The organism is Neobacillus sp. BF23-41, assembly GCF_041106275.1.
In genome coordinates this window covers 80,449-98,126 of record NZ_JBGBPR010000015.1, presented here as the reverse complement: position 1 = coordinate 98,126, position 17,678 = coordinate 80,449, and the positions used below count along the sequence as shown (strand labels likewise).

At 38.4% G+C, this 17,678-nt stretch carries 16 protein-coding genes and 1 riboswitch; of the genes, 10 read left to right on the top strand and 6 right to left on the bottom strand.

The window, feature by feature from the left end; genetic code table 11:
• Window positions 1-51: 51 nt before the first annotated feature.
• Window positions 52-2,142, bottom strand: coding sequence for a DNA topoisomerase III (locus AB7942_RS20860; RefSeq protein ID WP_369448361.1), 2,091 nt, complete (start codon window positions 2,140-2,142; stop codon window positions 52-54).
• A 345-nt stretch (window positions 2,143-2,487) separates the two neighbouring features.
• On the opposite strand from AB7942_RS20860, the gene hutH reads away from it, so the two are divergent.
• Entirely contained in the window at window positions 2,488-4,014 is a 1,527-nt protein-coding gene (gene hutH, locus AB7942_RS20855) for a histidine ammonia-lyase (RefSeq protein WP_369448360.1), read from the top strand.
• A gap of 37 nt (window positions 4,015-4,051) precedes the next feature.
• Here hutH and AB7942_RS20850 read toward each other — a convergent pair whose 3' ends face one another.
• On the bottom strand, window positions 4,052-4,264 hold the full coding sequence (locus AB7942_RS20850; protein WP_306572496.1) for a hypothetical protein: 213 nt from the start codon (window positions 4,262-4,264) through the stop codon (window positions 4,052-4,054).
• Window positions 4,265-4,878: 614 nt separating this feature from the next.
• Window positions 4,879-4,968, top strand: a riboswitch (cyclic di-GMP riboswitch).
• A 30-nt stretch (window positions 4,969-4,998) separates the two neighbouring features.
• Between AB7942_RS20850 and AB7942_RS20845 the strand changes: the two genes are divergently transcribed.
• Window positions 4,999-5,130, top strand: a complete 132-nt coding sequence (locus AB7942_RS20845) for an anti-repressor SinI family protein (protein WP_369448359.1) — start codon at window positions 4,999-5,001, stop codon at window positions 5,128-5,130.
• A 108-nt stretch (window positions 5,131-5,238) separates the two neighbouring features.
• Here the strand turns inward: AB7942_RS20845 and AB7942_RS20840 are convergent, their stop codons facing one another.
• Window positions 5,239-5,568: a helix-turn-helix domain-containing protein gene (locus tag AB7942_RS20840; protein WP_088085802.1), complete on the bottom strand. Its 330-nt coding sequence runs from the start codon at window positions 5,566-5,568 to the stop codon at window positions 5,239-5,241.
• A 282-nt stretch (window positions 5,569-5,850) separates the two neighbouring features.
• On the opposite strand from AB7942_RS20840, the gene map reads away from it, so the two are divergent.
• Complete coding sequence (gene map / locus AB7942_RS20835; RefSeq protein ID WP_098930027.1) at window positions 5,851-6,600, top strand: type I methionyl aminopeptidase; 750 nt, start codon at window positions 5,851-5,853, stop codon at window positions 6,598-6,600.
• 36 nt (window positions 6,601-6,636) lie between these two features.
• On the opposite strand, the gene AB7942_RS20830 is transcribed toward map, so the two are convergent.
• Window positions 6,637-6,861, bottom strand: coding sequence for a DUF1128 domain-containing protein (locus tag AB7942_RS20830; RefSeq protein ID WP_066251264.1), 225 nt, complete (start codon window positions 6,859-6,861; stop codon window positions 6,637-6,639).
• A 237-nt stretch (window positions 6,862-7,098) separates the two neighbouring features.
• Here AB7942_RS20830 and AB7942_RS20825 point away from each other — a divergent pair, with 237 nt between their 5' ends.
• Both AB7942_RS20825 and AB7942_RS20820 read left to right on the top strand, forming a co-directional pair.
• Entirely contained in the window at window positions 7,099-7,470 is a 372-nt protein-coding gene (locus AB7942_RS20825) for a YtxH domain-containing protein (protein ID WP_369448358.1), read from the top strand.
• A gap of 14 nt (window positions 7,471-7,484) precedes the next feature.
• Window positions 7,485-8,321 (top strand): YihY/virulence factor BrkB family protein, encoded by an 837-nt coding sequence (locus tag AB7942_RS20820; RefSeq protein WP_369448357.1) that lies wholly within the window; start codon window positions 7,485-7,487, stop codon window positions 8,319-8,321.
• 237 nt (window positions 8,322-8,558) lie between these two features.
• Here the strand turns inward: AB7942_RS20820 and AB7942_RS20815 are convergent, their stop codons facing one another.
• Both AB7942_RS20815 and AB7942_RS20810 read right to left on the bottom strand, forming a co-directional pair.
• A complete protein-coding gene (locus AB7942_RS20815; RefSeq protein ID WP_369448356.1) occupies window positions 8,559-10,472 on the bottom strand; it encodes a heavy metal translocating P-type ATPase in 1,914 nt (637 codons plus the stop codon).
• A 175-nt stretch (window positions 10,473-10,647) separates the two neighbouring features.
• Complete coding sequence (locus AB7942_RS20810; protein ID WP_369448355.1) at window positions 10,648-11,826, bottom strand: MFS transporter; 1,179 nt, start codon at window positions 11,824-11,826, stop codon at window positions 10,648-10,650.
• A 200-nt stretch (window positions 11,827-12,026) separates the two neighbouring features.
• On the opposite strand from AB7942_RS20810, the gene cax reads away from it, so the two are divergent.
• The 5 genes from cax to AB7942_RS20785 all read left to right on the top strand — a co-directional run bounded on the left by cax (window position 12,027) and on the right by AB7942_RS20785 (window position 17,185).
• Complete coding sequence (gene cax, locus AB7942_RS20805) at window positions 12,027-13,067, top strand: calcium/proton exchanger (protein WP_369448381.1); 1,041 nt, start codon at window positions 12,027-12,029, stop codon at window positions 13,065-13,067.
• A 383-nt stretch (window positions 13,068-13,450) separates the two neighbouring features.
• The gene (locus tag AB7942_RS20800) at window positions 13,451-14,068 is read left to right on the top strand and encodes a YczE/YyaS/YitT family protein (RefSeq protein ID WP_483310893.1); all 618 of its coding nucleotides are present in this window, start codon (window positions 13,451-13,453) and stop codon (window positions 14,066-14,068) included.
• Between the two features lie 88 nt (window positions 14,069-14,156).
• The gene (locus tag AB7942_RS20795; RefSeq protein WP_088085808.1) at window positions 14,157-14,966 is read left to right on the top strand and encodes a YfkD famly protein; all 810 of its coding nucleotides are present in this window, start codon (window positions 14,157-14,159) and stop codon (window positions 14,964-14,966) included.
• A 290-nt stretch (window positions 14,967-15,256) separates the two neighbouring features.
• The gene (locus AB7942_RS20790) at window positions 15,257-15,454 is read left to right on the top strand and encodes an SE1561 family protein (protein ID WP_088085809.1); all 198 of its coding nucleotides are present in this window, start codon (window positions 15,257-15,259) and stop codon (window positions 15,452-15,454) included.
• Window positions 15,455-15,643: 189 nt separating this feature from the next.
• The gene (locus AB7942_RS20785; protein ID WP_369448353.1) at window positions 15,644-17,185 is read left to right on the top strand and encodes a fumarate hydratase; all 1,542 of its coding nucleotides are present in this window, start codon (window positions 15,644-15,646) and stop codon (window positions 17,183-17,185) included.
• Window positions 17,186-17,678 lie beyond the last annotated feature (493 nt).

Below are 17,678 nucleotides of genomic sequence, written 5' to 3'. Positions count from 1 at the left end.
AAGAACATACAGCAGAAATGGTAAGCACATGGATTGTGCTTACCATTATGGTTAGTCTTGATTTTTTAAGGCTTGTTTCAGTAAATCACCTAAGCTTGTTCCAAAATCCTCTTTTTGCGTATATTTCTGGACAAGTTTTTGTGCTTCTTTCTTATTGACTGCTTTTTTCTTGTCTTCTGCTTTTTCAACTACATTGCATCGGCGGCATTGGAAGTAGGCGCCTGCTTTCCCGTCATGAATCTCCATTTTTTTATGGCACTGTGGACAGCGTCGATTTGAAAGCTTCGGATCCTTTCTTTTCCGGTAAGAACACTCAGGACTTGAGCAAACAAGAATTTTCCCATCCTTTGTATTTCTTTCCTTTAAGAATTCGTTACATTCTGGACATCTCGAGCCGGTTAAATTGTGAGCCCGGTACGTTTTGTCACTCGTTTTTATTTCGGAAACCAGCTGCTCTGTTTGACGTCGAATTTTTTGTAAAAAGGCTTTTGGGTCCGCCTTTCCTTTTGAGATTCGTTCCAGTTCCTGCTCCCATTTGGCCGTCAATTCTGGTGATTTTAATTCATCATTGACAAGGTCGATTAGTTGTTTGCCTTTTTTCGTTGGATGGAAGCGCCCATTTTGCCGTTCAACAACTTCTGTTTCCACAAGTCTTTCAATAATTTCTGCTCTGGTTGCTGGGGTTCCTAAACCGAATTTCTCCATTTGAGCTAGAACATCCGCTTCAGAATAACGCTGCGGTGGTTCGGTCCATTTTTGGTTGATGGAGCTATTTTTAACCGTAAAGGACTGACCTTGGGCTAATTTTTGCAGGCCAGTTACAGCATGTTCAGTATCTTCTTTTCCTAAGACTTTCTTAAAGCCCAAATCGATTACATTTGTTTCTTTTGCTGTAAATGTCTCACCTTCTACCTTGAAGGTAGCCTGAATGGTTTCATATTCATAAGCAGGTAAAAACAAGGCTAAGAAACGTCTGGCAATGATATCGTATAGTTTTCTTTCATCTGAATCGAGTTCACTAAGATTCAGCCGTTGTTCCGTAGGAATAATGGCATGGTGATCCGATACCTTGTCATTGTTAAAAACGCGTTTGGCAAGCACAGTACCCCTATTTGCAAGAAGAGGGCGGACTTCATCTCTATATCCAGAAGCCATTCCTTGCAGGCGGTCTGTCATTGTGTTCATCATATCTGTTGTTAAATAGCGTGAATCGGTTCTTGGATAAGTAACTAATTTGTATTGCTCGTAAAGACGCTGTAAGACGGTCGAAGTCTTTTTTGCAGAAAAACCAAATCGCTTATTGGCATCACGCTGTAGCTCTGTTAAATCATAGGGTAGAGGCTGTGGCTCTGATTTTTTCTTTCGCTCAATTTTTTCAAGCACAGCTTTTTTTCCATTGATTTTCGATTGGATCGCTACTGCTTTTACATTATCGAAAATGCGCTTTTCATTGTCTCGTTCCCAATCAGTTGAAAGCGGGCCGATTTCTGCCCGAATTGTCCTATATTCCTTTGGTACAAAGGATTGAATCTGCTGCTCACGCTCAAGAACAAGTGCAAGCGTAGGGGTTTGAACCCGACCCGCAGATAGAGGATCCTTGTATTTGGTGGTCAATGCTCTTGTCACATTTAGACCAATTAACCAATCAGCCTCTGCTCGGCAAACTGCTGAATGGTAGAGGTCCTCAAACTGTTTGCCTGGTTTTAATTGTTTGAACCCATCCTTTATAGCCTTATCTGTTTGTGAAGAAATCCATAATCTTTTTAGAGGTTTGTTCCAGTGGAGCTTTTCAAGTATCCAGCGGGCAACCAGTTCGCCTTCACGACCTGCATCCGTTGCAATGATACATTCGTTAATATCTTTCCGTTTGGCTAACGCTTCAATGGCTCGGAATTGATGGTTTGTTTGCTTCATGACCATCAAGCCCATTTTTTGTGGAATGATCGGTAAATCTTCCAAATTCCATGTTTTATATTTCGTGTCATAATGCTCGGGCATTTTTAATTCGATTAAGTGTCCAAGGGCCCATGTGACAATATATTGATTGCCTTCCATATAGCTTTTATGTTTTTGATTGCAGCCAAGGACACGAGCAAGTTCACGAGCCACACTTGGCTTTTCTGCAAGTACGAGAGATTTCATAATTACTCCTTTCGGGTAAATCCAATTTGACCTTTTTATAGTATAACGGAACTTTCCTTTATTTTAAATCGTTGTAGCTCATACGCCGCTAAACCGGCGATTCCGCTTTTCATTATTATCTTACTAAAGTGTTATCGTGCTAAAATTCAGAAAATTTAATTGACAGATAAGCTTTTCATCACATACAATAATTATCAAATAGATAGTTAAAGAATGGAATGATCCCATGAGACATCTAATAATATTCAATCAATTAATCATAGAAGAGGCTGGACTCCAAATCAAATAGATTCGGAATCCAGCCTCTTTCTTTATTATACTACAGTGGTAGAGGAGAGAGACAATATGATCACACTTACAGGTGGAAGCTTAACGTTAGAGCAGATGAAAGATGTATTATATGGCAAGCAAAAGGTTAATGCTTCAGACAAGAGTATGGAAGCTGTCAAGAAGAGCCGTGAAGCAGTAGAAAGAATTGTTTCAGAATCAAAGGTAGTTTATGGAATTACGACTGGATTTGGAAAATTCAGCGATGTACTTATCGATAAGAATCATGTTCAAGACCTGCAGCTTAATTTAATTCGTTCCCATGCGTGCGGGGTAGGTGAACCTTTTCCGGAAATTGTTTCTAAAGCCATGGTCCTTCTTCGGGCTAACGCACTACTAAAGGGCTTTTCTGGAGTCAGACCTATTGTCATTGAAAAGTTATTAGAGTTAGTGAATAAAGATATCATTCCTGTCATCCCACAGCAAGGTTCCCTTGGTGCGAGCGGTGATTTAGCCCCACTTTCTCACCTTGCCTTAGTTCTAATTGGGGAAGGAGAGGTATTTTACAAAGGTAAGCAAATCGATGCTTTTGATGCGCTCCAGTTAGAAGGGATTTTACCCGTAACCTTGGAAGCAAAAGAAGGTCTAGCTCTAATTAATGGTACTCAAGCGATGACAGCAATGGGTGTTATTGGTTACTTGGAGGCAGAACAGTTAGCACATGAAAGTGAGCTGATTGCTGCAATGACAATGGAAGGGTTAAACGGAATTATCGATGCATTTGCAGAAGAAGTTCATGTCGCAAGGGGATACAAACAGCAGATTGATACAGCAGCGAGAATTCGTCGTTATTTAAGCGATAGTTTATTGACAACACAGCAGGGCGAGTTACGGGTTCAGGATGCTTATTCTCTCCGCTGCATTCCACAAGTTCACGGGGCATCTTGGCAGGCCTTGGATTATGTGAAAGAAAAATTAGAGATCGAAATGAATGCTGCAACGGATAATCCATTAATTTTTGATGATGGAGAAAAGGTGATATCTGGTGGGAACTTCCACGGACAGCCCATAGCTTTTGCGATGGATTTTATGAAGATTGCCGTAGCGGAACTAGCAAATATCTCGGAAAGACGAATTGAAAGATTAGTCAATCCACAGCTAAATGATTTACCGGCTTTCCTAAGTCCTGAACCTGGTTTGCAATCGGGTGCAATGATTATGCAATATGCGGCAGCAGCGCTTGTTTCAGAAAATAAAACACTCGCACATCCTGCCAGTGTCGACTCGATTCCCTCTTCCGCAAATCAAGAGGATCATGTAAGTATGGGAACAATTGCTTCTAGGCATGCTTATCAAATTATCCAGAACGCACGCAGAGTTATCGCAATTGAACTAATTTGTGCCATGCAGGCGGTTGAAATTCGCGGGATCGAAAAAATGGCATCTCATACCAGGTTTTTTTATGATAAAGGCCGCGAACAGGTAGCTTCGATTAAACAAGACAGGGTGTTTTCCAAGGACATCGAAAAAGCAGCTAATTGGCTTAAAACAATTGAATTTTCACATTTTATTAGAAATTTAAGTATGGAAAAAGGCCAATTCTAGGATATAAAATATAAAAAGGCGTGAGTGCTCACGCCTTTTATTCTGTCTGGTCATTTAGTAAACGAGCAGTATCTCCTCGATATTCATCCTCATCTTCCACTCGATTTTTAAAGGCTTCCCTTACCACTAAAAATTCTTCGTCCCCAATTGCTTGTTTCGCATGCTTTTCCGTTAAACTGTCTTTTGGAAAATTACCTGGGTGGTTTTTCTTTTTATGTTCAAAATGTTCTCCACGTGCCAAATTCAACACTCCTTTCGTCATCAAAAGTAGCATTCCCTGATTGGAGTGAAAATAATTACTATTAAAAAAGAAAAAGCCGTCTGAAAGTGGAATCTATAAATAGATTCACTCTTCACCAGCTTTATCTTTTGGGGGATCTGGTTTACACATGCGGTCTAATACATACCCAGCAAACACAATAAACGCAATCGGAATGGAAAAGTTTAATACATGAATAAGGGTCATCGCAATGCTTCACCACCATTATTTTGAATATTAACAATATTAAGTTTATTATTATGTTGTTTAATTATATGCTGATTGTCACAGTTTAGACAAATATTAAAGTCATATCAATTGTAAAATTAATTTAGTTTCCACAAGGAAATAAAGAAATGGCAAGGAATTTCGTCTAAAGCTCAAGACCTTAGACATGGAACATCAAAGGAGTTAGGCAGTAATTGGGATATTTTTGTAGATATATGGCATAATTTGTTAGAAAAAAATGTGTGAAAATTTAAATAATACGACAAATTACAACACCGTACTAAAATAGCACTAGATATAATATCAATAAGGATTAAGTAAATCGACCTATCACAAAAGAACGATTGGCTAATACAGTCATACTTAAGTTGTATTAGTTCAGAAAAAGGCAAACCTGTTGAAAAGCAGGGACGCAAAGCCGAGGATCTAAGGCAGGTTTAACTTGTTACGATGGCCGGGCTACCTGGAATACACAATGTATTTTAGGAGTGAGAAAAATGATTATTACAAAAAGTGAAGTAGAAGTAATCGATCAAGAATGGATGGACCTCATATTAGAAGCAAAAGACTTGGGATTATCCATAAAAGCAGTTCGTGAGTTCCTTAGCCAACAAGAAGTAATGAGTTAATCACGGAACGACAGTATACATAAATAAAAAAGCATTCTACAAAATGGGAGTATTTGTAGAATGCTTTTCTTTTTTCAAATTGAAAAAGACCTTTTAAAAAGCAGGTTATTATTTATCGTCGTTTTGATTAATACGCCACTTGTTAAATTCAAGAAAATCACGAAATTGTTCTTTGGAAACACCAGAATTCATTGCATCTTTGACAAGGTTCATCCAATCAATGTCTAATTCCGCTTTATTGACTTCTTCATGTATTAAATGATCAACAGGAATATTTAAGACAACTGCAATTTTTTCAAGAAACTTTATAGAAGGATTCTCTTGTTTGTTATTTTCAAGGTTACTTAAATAAGATTTTGCCACTCCTGCTTGAGCAGCAAGTTCGGAAAGTGACATTTTCTTTTCTAAGCGAAATTTTTTTACGCGATCACCGATCATAATTCTCACACACCTAATTATTATTCACTTTACATTAATTCTATCAAAAGGAATAGAAAAGTACCATATTAAGAACAAAGGAATATGAACAAAAATATGAACTTTGAGAAAAAGTTTCACCATATAAAGTATTTTTGAAAAATTAACAGGATAGGGTTAATATTAATAGTGTTGCCAATAGTGGTTAATTGTATAATTCACTAAAAGTTTTTGCTTTTAGACGGATAACAATTATGAATATTATACATAAAAATAAACAAAAAGGAAGGGGACCCTCCTAAAATGATTGTCCTTAAATCACAACGTGAAATTGAAGCAATGAAAAAAGCAGGAGAAATACTTGCAGCTTGTCATAAAGAAATCGGAAAATTAATCAAACCAGGTATAACCACTTGGGAAATCGATGTATTTGTTGAAGAATTTCTTAAGAAAAATGGAGCGACACCAGAACAAAAGGGTTATAAGGGTTATGAATATGCAACCTGTGCAAGCATAAATGACGAAATATGTCATGGCTTCCCAAGGAAGGAACCTTTAAAAGATGGGGACATTGTGACAGTGGATATGGTTGTCAATTACAATGGTGCTTTGGCTGATTCCGCCTGGTCTTATGCAGTAGGAAAGGTATCTGAGGAAACCGAACGTCTATTAAATGTTACAAAGGAAGCACTCTATAAAGGGATTGAACAGGCGATTGTCGGCAATCGAATTGGGGATATCGGACACGCAATTCAAACCTATGTTGAAAGCGAAGGTTTTTCTGTTGTTCGAGACTTTATTGGCCATGGGATTGGAGCAGTGATACATGAGAAGCCGGATGTTCCACACTACGGGCTGCCAGGAAAAGGCGCAAGAATTAAAGAAGGTATGGTCTTTACAATTGAACCCATGGTTAATGTAGGAAGATACCAAACGAAGATGGACAACAATGGCTGGACAGCAAGGACCATTGATGGGAAATATTCAGCACAATACGAACATACACTTGCGATTACAAAGGATGGACCTGTCATATTAACTGAACAGGAATAAAAACAAACCCGTTATTTGCAATAACGGGTTTTTAGCTTATTTTTTTCGGAGGCTTCCAAGCTCTTCTACTAAGGCCTGCATTTCATTAGGACTAAATGAATTCTTTCTAAGTACCATATCATAAATCTCTTTTAATTCCTCATACATTTCTTCATCAAAATGCGAAGGTTTTATGGCTCCAAGGTTTAGGACCTTTAGCTTTTCCTTAATTTGTTCAATCATATATTCGACATTCTCAATCGATTTTTCTGATAAATTCATTTGGTTCACCCTTTCCGCGAGTTAATATGTCCATCTTTTCATGTTGAAAATTATATGTCAATACAAAATTCCTAGGGAAGACTCCCAATTTAGTAAACCAAAAAAAATGGATAAAAATATCAGTCGGACTTGCGTGGCCATCCTCTATGAAGCAAAATAAATGAAAGAGGGTTTTGGTATTATTATCATCGGGTATTATTAATGATAATAATAATTATGATTAAGGGAGACGTTAACATGACAAAGAAAAATCAATTTTGGCGCGGGGTGTTACTTGGAGCACTTGCTGGCGGAGCAATCAGCCTTTTAGATAAACAAACACGTGAAGTGATGAAAGAAAACGTACAAAAAACTACTACTAAGGTTACCTATATCATGAAAAATCCAGGAGAGATTACTGATAAGGTGAAGGAAACTGCAGAAAAATTAAAGACAACCGTTAAGCAGGTCAGTGAGGATATATCTTATATAACCGATAAAGTGGAAGAGTTACGGGATATAACTCCTCAGGTAACGGACATTTTAAAAGAAACGAAGGATACCTTCACAAAAAGTGACGAAGAAATCCTTTTAAATGAAGTATTAGGTGAAGAAGAAAAAATCCAATAAAAAGGAGGATGGAAATGGAAAAGGTGGGGAATGTTCGCTCATCTTTATTAAAATTACTTTGGCACCGGATCGATGAAGATGATTTACCTGGATTAAGTGCACAGCTAGCATATTATTTTCTATTGTCCCTGTTTCCGCTCCTGATTGTTTTATTTACACTCCTTCCATATATTCCAATTCCCCATCAGGATATGCTTGGGATCGTAAGGGATTTTGCGCCTGTCGATGCCATGGACCTAATTGAAAAAAACGTCCATGACATAATGAATCATCGGAATGGCGGGTTGTTATCGTTCGGGATTATCGGTACGATTTGGTCGTCATCGAACGGTATTAATGCGATTGTGAAGGCATTTAATAAGGCATATAATGTAAAGGAAAGTCGCTCGTTTATTGTCTCAAGAGGGATGGCCATTCTTTTAACTTTTGGAATGATTTTTGTTTTAATTCTGGCGATTGTCCTTCCTGTATTCGGCAGAGAAATAGGTGTTTTTTTATTTTCTCAAATGGGCTACACGACAGAATTTATTAAGGTATGGGATACATTAAGCTGGCTGGTTAGTGCGATTATTTTGTTTCTTATTTTTACAGGATTGTATTGGATTGCACCGAACGTAAAAATAAAATGCCGTAGTGCCTTTCCAGGGGCAGCTTTTGCTACCGTGGGCTGGATTATTTCCTCGATTGGATTAACATTTTATGTTGGAAATATCAGTAATTATTCGCTCACCTATGGCAGTATAGGGGCAATTATTGTCTTAATGATTTGGTTATACATATCGGCATTTATTATTATATTAGGTGGAGAAATTAATGCTTTTTATAGTGAAAAGAATCGTAAGAATTGCTAATAGTTTCCTTCATGAAAATAGCCCATCTGTACAAACTAAGATAGAAGGCTAACTAACTTCAGGGAGGTTCTTATTATGACAAAGAAGACCAAAAAAGATGGCGGTACAAAGCAAAAAGGTAAAGGTAGTAAAGGAAATAAAACTTCGGGGTCTGCGAACGGCTCGAATGGCTATCACTAATGGGTTAAATCCCATATAAAAATAAAAAGACCGGATGAATGTTCATCCGGTTTTTCACTATTTAAGCAATCGAAGACTATTTAGAATGACTAAAATGGTACTGCCTTCATGACCGATTACTCCATATGGCAAATCGAGCATCTGAAAGAAATTCGATGCGATCAAGATCATGATTACAGTTATGGAGAAAACAACATTTTGTTTAATGATTCTATTCATGCGTTTGGAAAGATCGATGGCCTCGGCAATTCGCGGCAAATCATTTTTCATGAGGACAATATCAGCTGTCTCAAGGGCAACATCAGTTCCTCCGCCCATGGCAATACCGACATTGGCAATTGCTAGTGCGGGTGCATCATTAATCCCGTCCCCTACCATTGCCACAGTTTTATACTTTTCTTTTAAATCCTTAAGTTTTTCTACTTTTACCTCAGGTAAGCATTCGGCAAAAAATTCATCTACATGGCTTTCAGAGGAAATCGCTCGTGCTGTTTTTTCACTATCCCCAGTAAGCATGACCGTATGAATACCTTGCTTTTTTAAATGATCAATGGCAAGTTTTGTTTCCTTGCGAACTACATCCTTCATGGCAATGATCGCACTCAGTTCACCATTTATTTCAATGTAGACAAGTGTATTGCCAAGACTTGCAAGATCCTTTGCCTTACCTTCAGCAAACTTGTCAACATGATTATTGCCAATAAAGGCAGCCTTACCAATTTTCCACTGCTCACCGTTAATTGTCGCTTTAACGCCCCAGCCTGGTACATCTTCAAGACTTTCTGGATAAAGGAGATCCTTATCAATGCTCAATTTAACATAATTCACAATCGCGGTTGCAAGCGGATGGTTAGAATGGCTTTCAATTGAAGCTGCTTTCCAAATAAGGTCCTTTTGATCAAGACCTTCCTTAACAATCACTTCGGTTACTTCTGGTTTCCCTTTGGTAAGTGTTCCCGTTTTATCAAATGCGATGGCCCCTAGATGGCTTAAATTTTCAAGATGAATCCCACCTTTAACCAATATCCCATGTCTCGCTCCATTTGATATGGCGGATAAAGTGGCCGGCATAATAGAAGCAACAAGGGCACATGGGGATGCAACCACCAATAATATCATTGCTCTGTAGAAGGCTTCTTGCCAACTCCAGCCTAACATAAAGTGTGGGAGGAAAAACATTAATAAAACAACGGATAGGACTACTTTTACATAGGTTCCTTCAAAACGTTCAATAAACTGCTGTGAGGGTGATTTCTCGCTTTGAGCTGATTGAACAAGCTGTATGATCTTGTGGAAGAGGGTATCATGACTCGCTTTTGTCACTTTAACAGTAATTGAACCAGTCATGTTAACGGTGCCCGCGAAAACATCCTCCTCTGTTCCTTTTGAAACAGGCATGGATTCACCAGTAATAGCTGCTTCGTCGATATTCGTTTGTCCTTTGATGATGATTCCATCAGAAGGGACTCGTTCCCCAGGCTTAATTAAAATAAAATCACCGACACGAAGCACTGAAACAGGAACCTTTTTTTCATAACCACTTGAGATGAGCAAGGCTTCTTCGGGCTGAAGCTTCATTAAAGAGGAAATTTCCTTGTGGCTTTTATTCATGGTATAGGTTTCTAATGCTCCACTTACAGCAAAAATGAAAATTAGAACGGCACCCTCTGTCCAGTAACCAATAATTGCTGAACCTATGGCAGCAAAAATCATTAGCATTTCCACATTTAATTCTTTATTTTCATAAGTGGCTTCAATGCCTTCTTTAGCCTTGGCAAACCCGCCAATTACAAATGCCAGCAGGTAAGCAATAATGGAATCTGCTCCATCTCCGTACTTATCCAATAACCAGCCAGTAGCAATGAATCCACCGCTTAATCCAGCAGCAATCAATTCTGCATGCGGTTTGATTTTTTCTAAAAAACCTACTTTGTGAATACTCTTTGTTAAAGTCTTTGCTTCTGAATTCATAGGATCTCCCCTCTCAATTTCCTAGTTGATAAGAATAATCAAAATCAATCCCCTTAAAAAATACGAAAGCTGTCATCAAAGGGATGACAGCAACAATTCTTAATTTTATCTTTATTTTCTTTCATCTTACCACATATTTTATGCATTAGATATGAATTTGCTCCACAATCGTGGATTAAGAATTTAGTTGTTCAAAAGCCAAGTAAGTCTTTTTTCCAAAAGCAAAAATGATAATTGATAAGATCAAAAGCATTGTACTAATGATATAGAAGAAACTCACATTTTCTGTGAATTTAATGAACAATCCCCCGATGATTGGACCACTTAGGCTGCCTAGACTAAAAAAAATGCCGCATAACAAATTTCCTGTCGATAGCAAGTTCTTTGGAACTAAATCTGTCATGTAACTAATGCCAAGCGAAAAGGTCGAACCGACTATCATCCCAGAAATGAGGAAAGCTACAAACAGCCCAATAAAGGAATGTTCAAAAAAACTTGCAGCTGTAAAACTGAAAAAACCAAGAAAAAGAATAGTTATTAAGATATTTTTGCGCCCATACTTATCACTTATAATTCCTAACGGAAGCTGGGTAATAATACTGCCGATTGCAAATGCAGATAACACCATTGAAACACTGGATACATCTATATTCATTCTTAATGCGTAGACAGGAAAACTTCCGTTTAAGGAGGATTCTAAAAAACCGTAAGAGAATGGGGGTAAGAAAGCAACCCATCCAAATTTTAATGCCTTTCTAAACTGCTTGATTGTGGCTAGGAATGAATTGATCCCAACTTCTTGTTCAGGCAGTTCATTTTTAAGAGTAAAAACAAAGACCCAGCCAATAAAACATAAAATCGAGGAAACAATAAAGGGCAGTGATTGATTTACGTTTACTAATGGTGTCATTAATGGCACGGAGGCAAAACCAATCCCAAAGAACAGACCATACAGAGAAATATTACGTCCCCGCTTTGCAGCTGGGGAGGAGGAAGTAATCCAAGTCTGTGTGGCAAAATGGAGGGAATGGTCGCCAATGCCAATCAGTAATCGGAGAGCAAACCAAAACCAAAATGTCTCCCATAATGGAAATAAAGCAAGTGAAACAATTACGAGCCCGCCACCATAGATAATAACCGGTTTATAACCGTATTTTCTGAGAGGCATTTCCATGAAAGGGGACACAAGTAGAATTCCAATATAAAGTGCTGTAGCATTTAAGCCATTTAAAGAAGGTGAAACGCCACTTTTTTCAAAAATTACTGCGATGAGTGGCAACAGCATGCCTTGCGAAAAACCAGATATGGCAACAATACTAACAAGAATCCAAAAACGAAGGTTATTAATATTCATAGAACTTCCTCATTCAAATATTTTTAAATAGTTCCTAAATGATGGTAACGAGAAAATCCGCCATTTGCAAGTGAACAAACTCTCTAGACTTTTATGATTAGTTTAGGTAAATTAGGGTAAAAAAGGAAAAAATATTTAAAGGAGAAAGCCTAGGTACATAATAAATAGAATTTGGAGGGAATACGGTGAACAAGATTTTTATGCTTATGACACTTATTGGGGTGCCACTTTCAGTTATTGGCTCACTCATGCATTGGTCAAATATCATCTTATTTATAATTTATTGCTTAACAATAGTTGCACTAGCCAGTTTTATGGGGAGGGCAACAGAAAGTCTCGCAATTGTTGCTGGCCCGCGAATAGGAGGATTATTAAATGCAACCTTCGGAAATGCGGTTGAGCTTATTATTTCTATCTTTTCGTTGAAGGCAGGACTTGTTGGTATTGTTCTTGCCTCATTAACGGGTTCCGTGTTAGGCAATTTACTACTTGTGGCAGGCCTATCTTTCTTTATTGGAGGATTAAAATTTAAGAGGCAGACATTTAATGTGTACGATGCACGTCACAATTCGGGACTGCTTATGTTTGCTGTTATAATCGCCTTTGTTATTCCAGAGGTTTTTTCGATGAATATGAATGAGACAAAAACACTTTCCTTAAGTGTCGGCATATCAGTCATTTTGATTGTCCTTTATCTAGCGGCCTTATTTTTTAAGTTGGTTACCCATCGAGGCGTGTATCAGCCCAGTACTGAAAAAGTGGCTCATGAGGAAGAAGTACCAGAATGGGGTAAAGGAAAGGCCATCGCCGTTCTTTTCATCGCTACATTGGCGGTCGCATACATTTCGGAGCGTCTTGTTCATACCTTTGAATATGTAGGCGATACTCTTGGTTGGTCTGAATTATTTATCGGAGTAATTATCGTTGCAATTGTTGGTAATGCAGCAGAGCACGCTTCGGCTATAGTGATGGCATTTAAAAACAAAATGGATATTGCTGTGGAAATCGCAATTGGTTCTACCTTACAAGTGGCTATGTTCGTCTTACCTGTCCTTGTTCTGGTCTCTCTTTTCTTTGATACCACGATGCCGCTTCTTTTCAGCTGGCAGGAATTAATTGCAATGGTTTCATCGGTGCTCCTTATGGTTGTCATTTCCAACGATGGAGAATCCAATTGGTTTGAAGGGTTAACTTTACTGGCAGCCTATTTGATTATGGGAATTGGTTTTTACTTACTCTAATTTACATAAAAGAGACTCTAAGCCTAATGGATTAGAGTCTCCTTTGAACTATATACTATTTTTAAATTCTTCCATGTACGGAGTTAATCATCTTGCATGGACTATCATAATAAAATAACTTTTTTGTAGGGTTAAGTATCAATCGCTTTTCTTTGGGCCATCAATCACCAACCTTCATGTTTATTTAGATACATGAACACGAGTGTTGAATCTCATATAAGACGGGAATCCCAACCTCCTTAATATTAATTAGGTAAATGGATAGCAGATTGATTACAGCCCTCCTTACTTGATAGATTAAGTATATTATATAATGAAATTGTAATTTTGTAAATGTTCTGATTATTACATTTATGTTACTTTTCCCCTAAAAGGAGCCACAAATGAAATTATTAATTAGGTTTTTATTTTTTATTTTAGGTTTGGCTATTATGACTTTCGGAGTATGTATGACAATTGAAGTAGCCGATATAGGTGTAGGAGCATGGGACGCACTTAATGTAATCCTAACTGAAAAGGTTGGGTTATCAGTGGGAAAATGGGTGATGATTGATGGAGCGGTTTTAGTCATCGTTGTTTCTCTTTTATTAAAAAAAAGACCGGATCTGCTTTCATTACTAACTATTATTATTATTGGTTCTTTAGTCGATTTTTGGCTAGGTACTGTTTTTGAATTATTTGAAGTCAACGAACTTTTGGGGAAAATCGGAATGTTATTGATGGGCATCTTGATTATTGGATTTGGTGCATCCATTTATATCCAAGCTAAATTCCCGCAAAGTCCAATCGATAATTTTATGTTGGCAATCAAGGAACGTTTCCGTGTTAATTTAATGGTAGCGAAAACGATTGGTGAAATTACAGCCTTAATTCCAGCATTTTTTCTGAATGGACCTATTTCATACGGGACCATTATTATCACTTTTACCGTAGGTCCTGCCATTCAATTATTTTTTCCATTTTTTGAAAAATTAATGGTCCGTCTTCAGGCGAAATATTGAAATTACTTGCTTGGATGGATAAAATTTATCAACTCCGAAAAAACTACTAGCAGACTGATTAATGCTATTAGTGAAGGGAGTCTATCTTGTGAAGAAAAATATTTCTGTTCTTATGACACTGCTATTAATGTTAACTTTTATTCCGTCAGCCTACGCGCAAAAGGGCCCAGTGAAAAAAGTCTTGGTAAAATATCAAGTACCAGCTTCGGTTCGGAATATTACCAAGGAAAATACTTACCCGAATTCGACACAGAACTTGCCATTATTACAGCCGAGTGATTTGACAAAAAAATTAATCAACTCTTCAAAGGTCAAGATCGAAAATCCTGATTTAATCCGGATGCTGAATGAATCGAGTATTAATAGCACACCGTTTGCAATTGGTTATCGTGCCATTGTCTACTTAGGCCAGTGGCCGCTAAATTATGAATCAACGGAAACCTCCCCTAATTGGGAGTTCCAAAAAATTAACACCAATTATTTCGATAATCGTGGCGGCAAGGTGCCATATCAGATTAAGTATGTTCAGGAGTCCCAAAAAATTATCAGAGGCGGCCTAACGGCTAAAATCGCCAATGCCGAAGATGTGAAAAAAATGATGCTATTAAAAGCGATGGAAAAAACGAATCTTCCACTCTCGTTTGATACGATTATTGGAGCAGGAACAAAGAATGATCATATTTATAACATCCCTCCTAACCGCCTAGGCTACTTATACGCTTATGCACCAGGTGTGAATGAAAAAGGAAAAGTAACCTACGGTGAAGTCTACTTAATGCTAAAAGGAAGCAAAAAGTTTATCGTAATTAAAAATGTCACGTCCCAAGGGATTGGTGCATGGATCCCAGTACAGGATTATGTTTCCTTTGGATTTGCCGCATCTGAAAGACCAAGATGACTTGTTGAGACTCCTCTTTGCAGGAGTCTATTTATTTTTGGCTATGGTTAAGTTCATTGTTGATTTAAAGCCTACGTTGATTGGAGCGGAAGGCGCGAAGACTCCTGCGGGAGGACGTGGCCGAGGAGGCTCCTCGGACCGCCCGCGGAAAGCGAAGCGCCTGGAACGGAAATCAACAGCCAAGGAACACAGCCTTATTTTTAAAAAATAGGGCAAAATAATAATAATCGATTGTCAAAGTATAAATTTTTCGGTAGGATGAGAACGTTAACGAAAAGGAGTGAATCAGTTTGGGTAATCCAATTGAAGATAAAAATACACAAGTGAATTTTTTAAAACAACGTTTAAACATGTTCATTGACGTGCTCGATGCCATTGATCCTGAAGATACGGATCTTGAAGATATTGACCGCTTAATTTCAATGTTAGATGATATGGAATCAAAATGCAGAGAATTTAATAATCGCGAAGTGAGTGAGTCTGTTTAATCAACAGGCTCTTTTTTTTCTTGGAGGAGTTTTCTTATCCAATATTTACATGGTTTTTTTCACGATTAACGTGGCAACGGTTGCAAGCTAATCCTTTAATTCTAGAGGGTATAGGAGTATAATATAAACGTGCAAAAAGTTGAAAATTGAAAAAGATTATTGGAGAACATAGGGAGAGGGGTACTCGAATTGAATATTTCTAAATTTCAAGAAAGCATGTACAAGCTAGTCGTTGAAACATCAACAAAGCTTCCTAAGGATGTACGCCGGGCCGTTAAAAGAGCGAAGGAAATAGAAAACGCTGGAACAAGTGCGGCGATGAGCCTTGCGACGATTACAAACAATATCAAAATGGCTGACGATCAAGTGTCACCGATCTGCCAGGACACCGGTTTACCAACCTTTAAAATCAAAACGCCAGTTGGTGTAAACCAGTTAGAAATTAAAGAAGCGATTCGCAATGCCATTGTTTTAGCAACAAAAGAAGGAAAATTGCGCCCGAACTCAGTTGATTCACTCACAGGTGAAAATAGTGGTGATAATCTTGGTGCAGGGGTGCCGGTTATCAAATTTGACCAATGGGAAAAAGACTATATCGACGTACGTCTTATTTTAAAAGGCGGCGGTTGTGAAAATAAAAACATTCAATATAGCTTACCATGTGAAATAGACGGTCTAGGACGCGCTGGACGGGACCTTGATGGAATCCGTAAGTGTGTCATGCATTCCGTATATCAAGCACAAGGACAAGGCTGCAGTGCTGGCTTTATTGGCGTTGGGATTGGCGGCGACCGTTCCTCCGGATATGATTTAGCCAAAGAGCAGCTATTCCGCTCAGTGGAAGATGTGAATCCAAATGAAGAACTTCGCAAGTTAGAAGAGTATGTTATGGAAAATGCGAATAAATTAGGAATTGGCACCATGGGCTTTGGCGGCGAGGCAACTCTTTTAGGCTGTAAAGTTGGTGTGATGAATCGTATTCCAGCAAGCTTTTATGTGTCTGTTGCCTACAATTGCTGGGCATTCCGCCGTTTAGGTGTAAGTGTGAACGCGGAAACAGGCGAAATTAACGAATGGATGTACCAAGACGGGGAATTCATTGATTTTGCTGAGGGAGAAGCAGCGAAGGAAACAGCTGCTACATCTGAGGGTGTTATCACGCTTGAGGCGCCAATTTCCGAAGAACAGATCCGTGCCCTTAAAGTTGGAGATGTCGTTCAAATTAACGGCATGATGTACACAGGCCGTGATGCAATTCATAAGTATTTAAGTGATCACGAGGCACCAGTTGATTTAAATGGACAAGTTATTTATCATTGCGGTCCGGTAATGTTGAAGGATGAGGCTGGTGAGTGGCATGTTAAAGCTGCGGGTCCGACAACAAGTATTCGGGAGGAGCCTTATCAAGGCGATATCATGAAGAAGTTCGGAATCCGCGCTGTCATCGGTAAAGGCGGGATGGGCCCGAAAACATTGGCGGCGTTGGAAGAGCACGGAGGTGTGTACCTGAATGCGATTGGCGGTGCGGCCCAGTATTATGCAGATTGTATTAAATCTGTGGAGGGTGTCGATTTAATGCAATTTGGTATTCCCGAAGCGATGTGGCATCTACGTGTAGAGGGCTTCACAGCCGTAGTAACCATGGACTCGCACGGAAACAGCTTGCACGCAGACGTAGATAAATCTTCCTTAGAAAAATTAGCCCAGTTTAAGGAACCGGTATTTAAATAAGGATATAGTGTTGTGAGGATAGACGTGAGGTATTGCGTCTATCCTTTTGTTTGTGTCTGGAGAAGTAGATTGTAAAAAGGTATATGGGATAAAAATCCAGGAAATGTCGTGAGTTTCGTAAAAGATGTAGTAAGTGCCAAAAAATATGTAATAAGTATCAGAAGTTTGAGGGGATTACCAAATAATATCCAGGAAATGTCGTAAGTTCTGTAAAATATGTAGTAAGTGCCCAAAATTATGTAGTAAGTGCCAAAAAATATGTAATAAGTATCTGAAGTTTGAGGGGATTACCAAATAATATCCAGGAAATGTCGTAAGTTTCGTAAAAGATGTAGTAAGTGCCCAAAAATATGTAATAAAGATACGGATTTTGTGGCTGATTCCCAGATATTATTCTAAATTTTGTGGGAATCTTCCCTAGGAGCAAAAATAGACACAAAAATGTCATAACACCTACTGAAAAAGCGGAGGTGGATTAGGATTTCTATTGAAA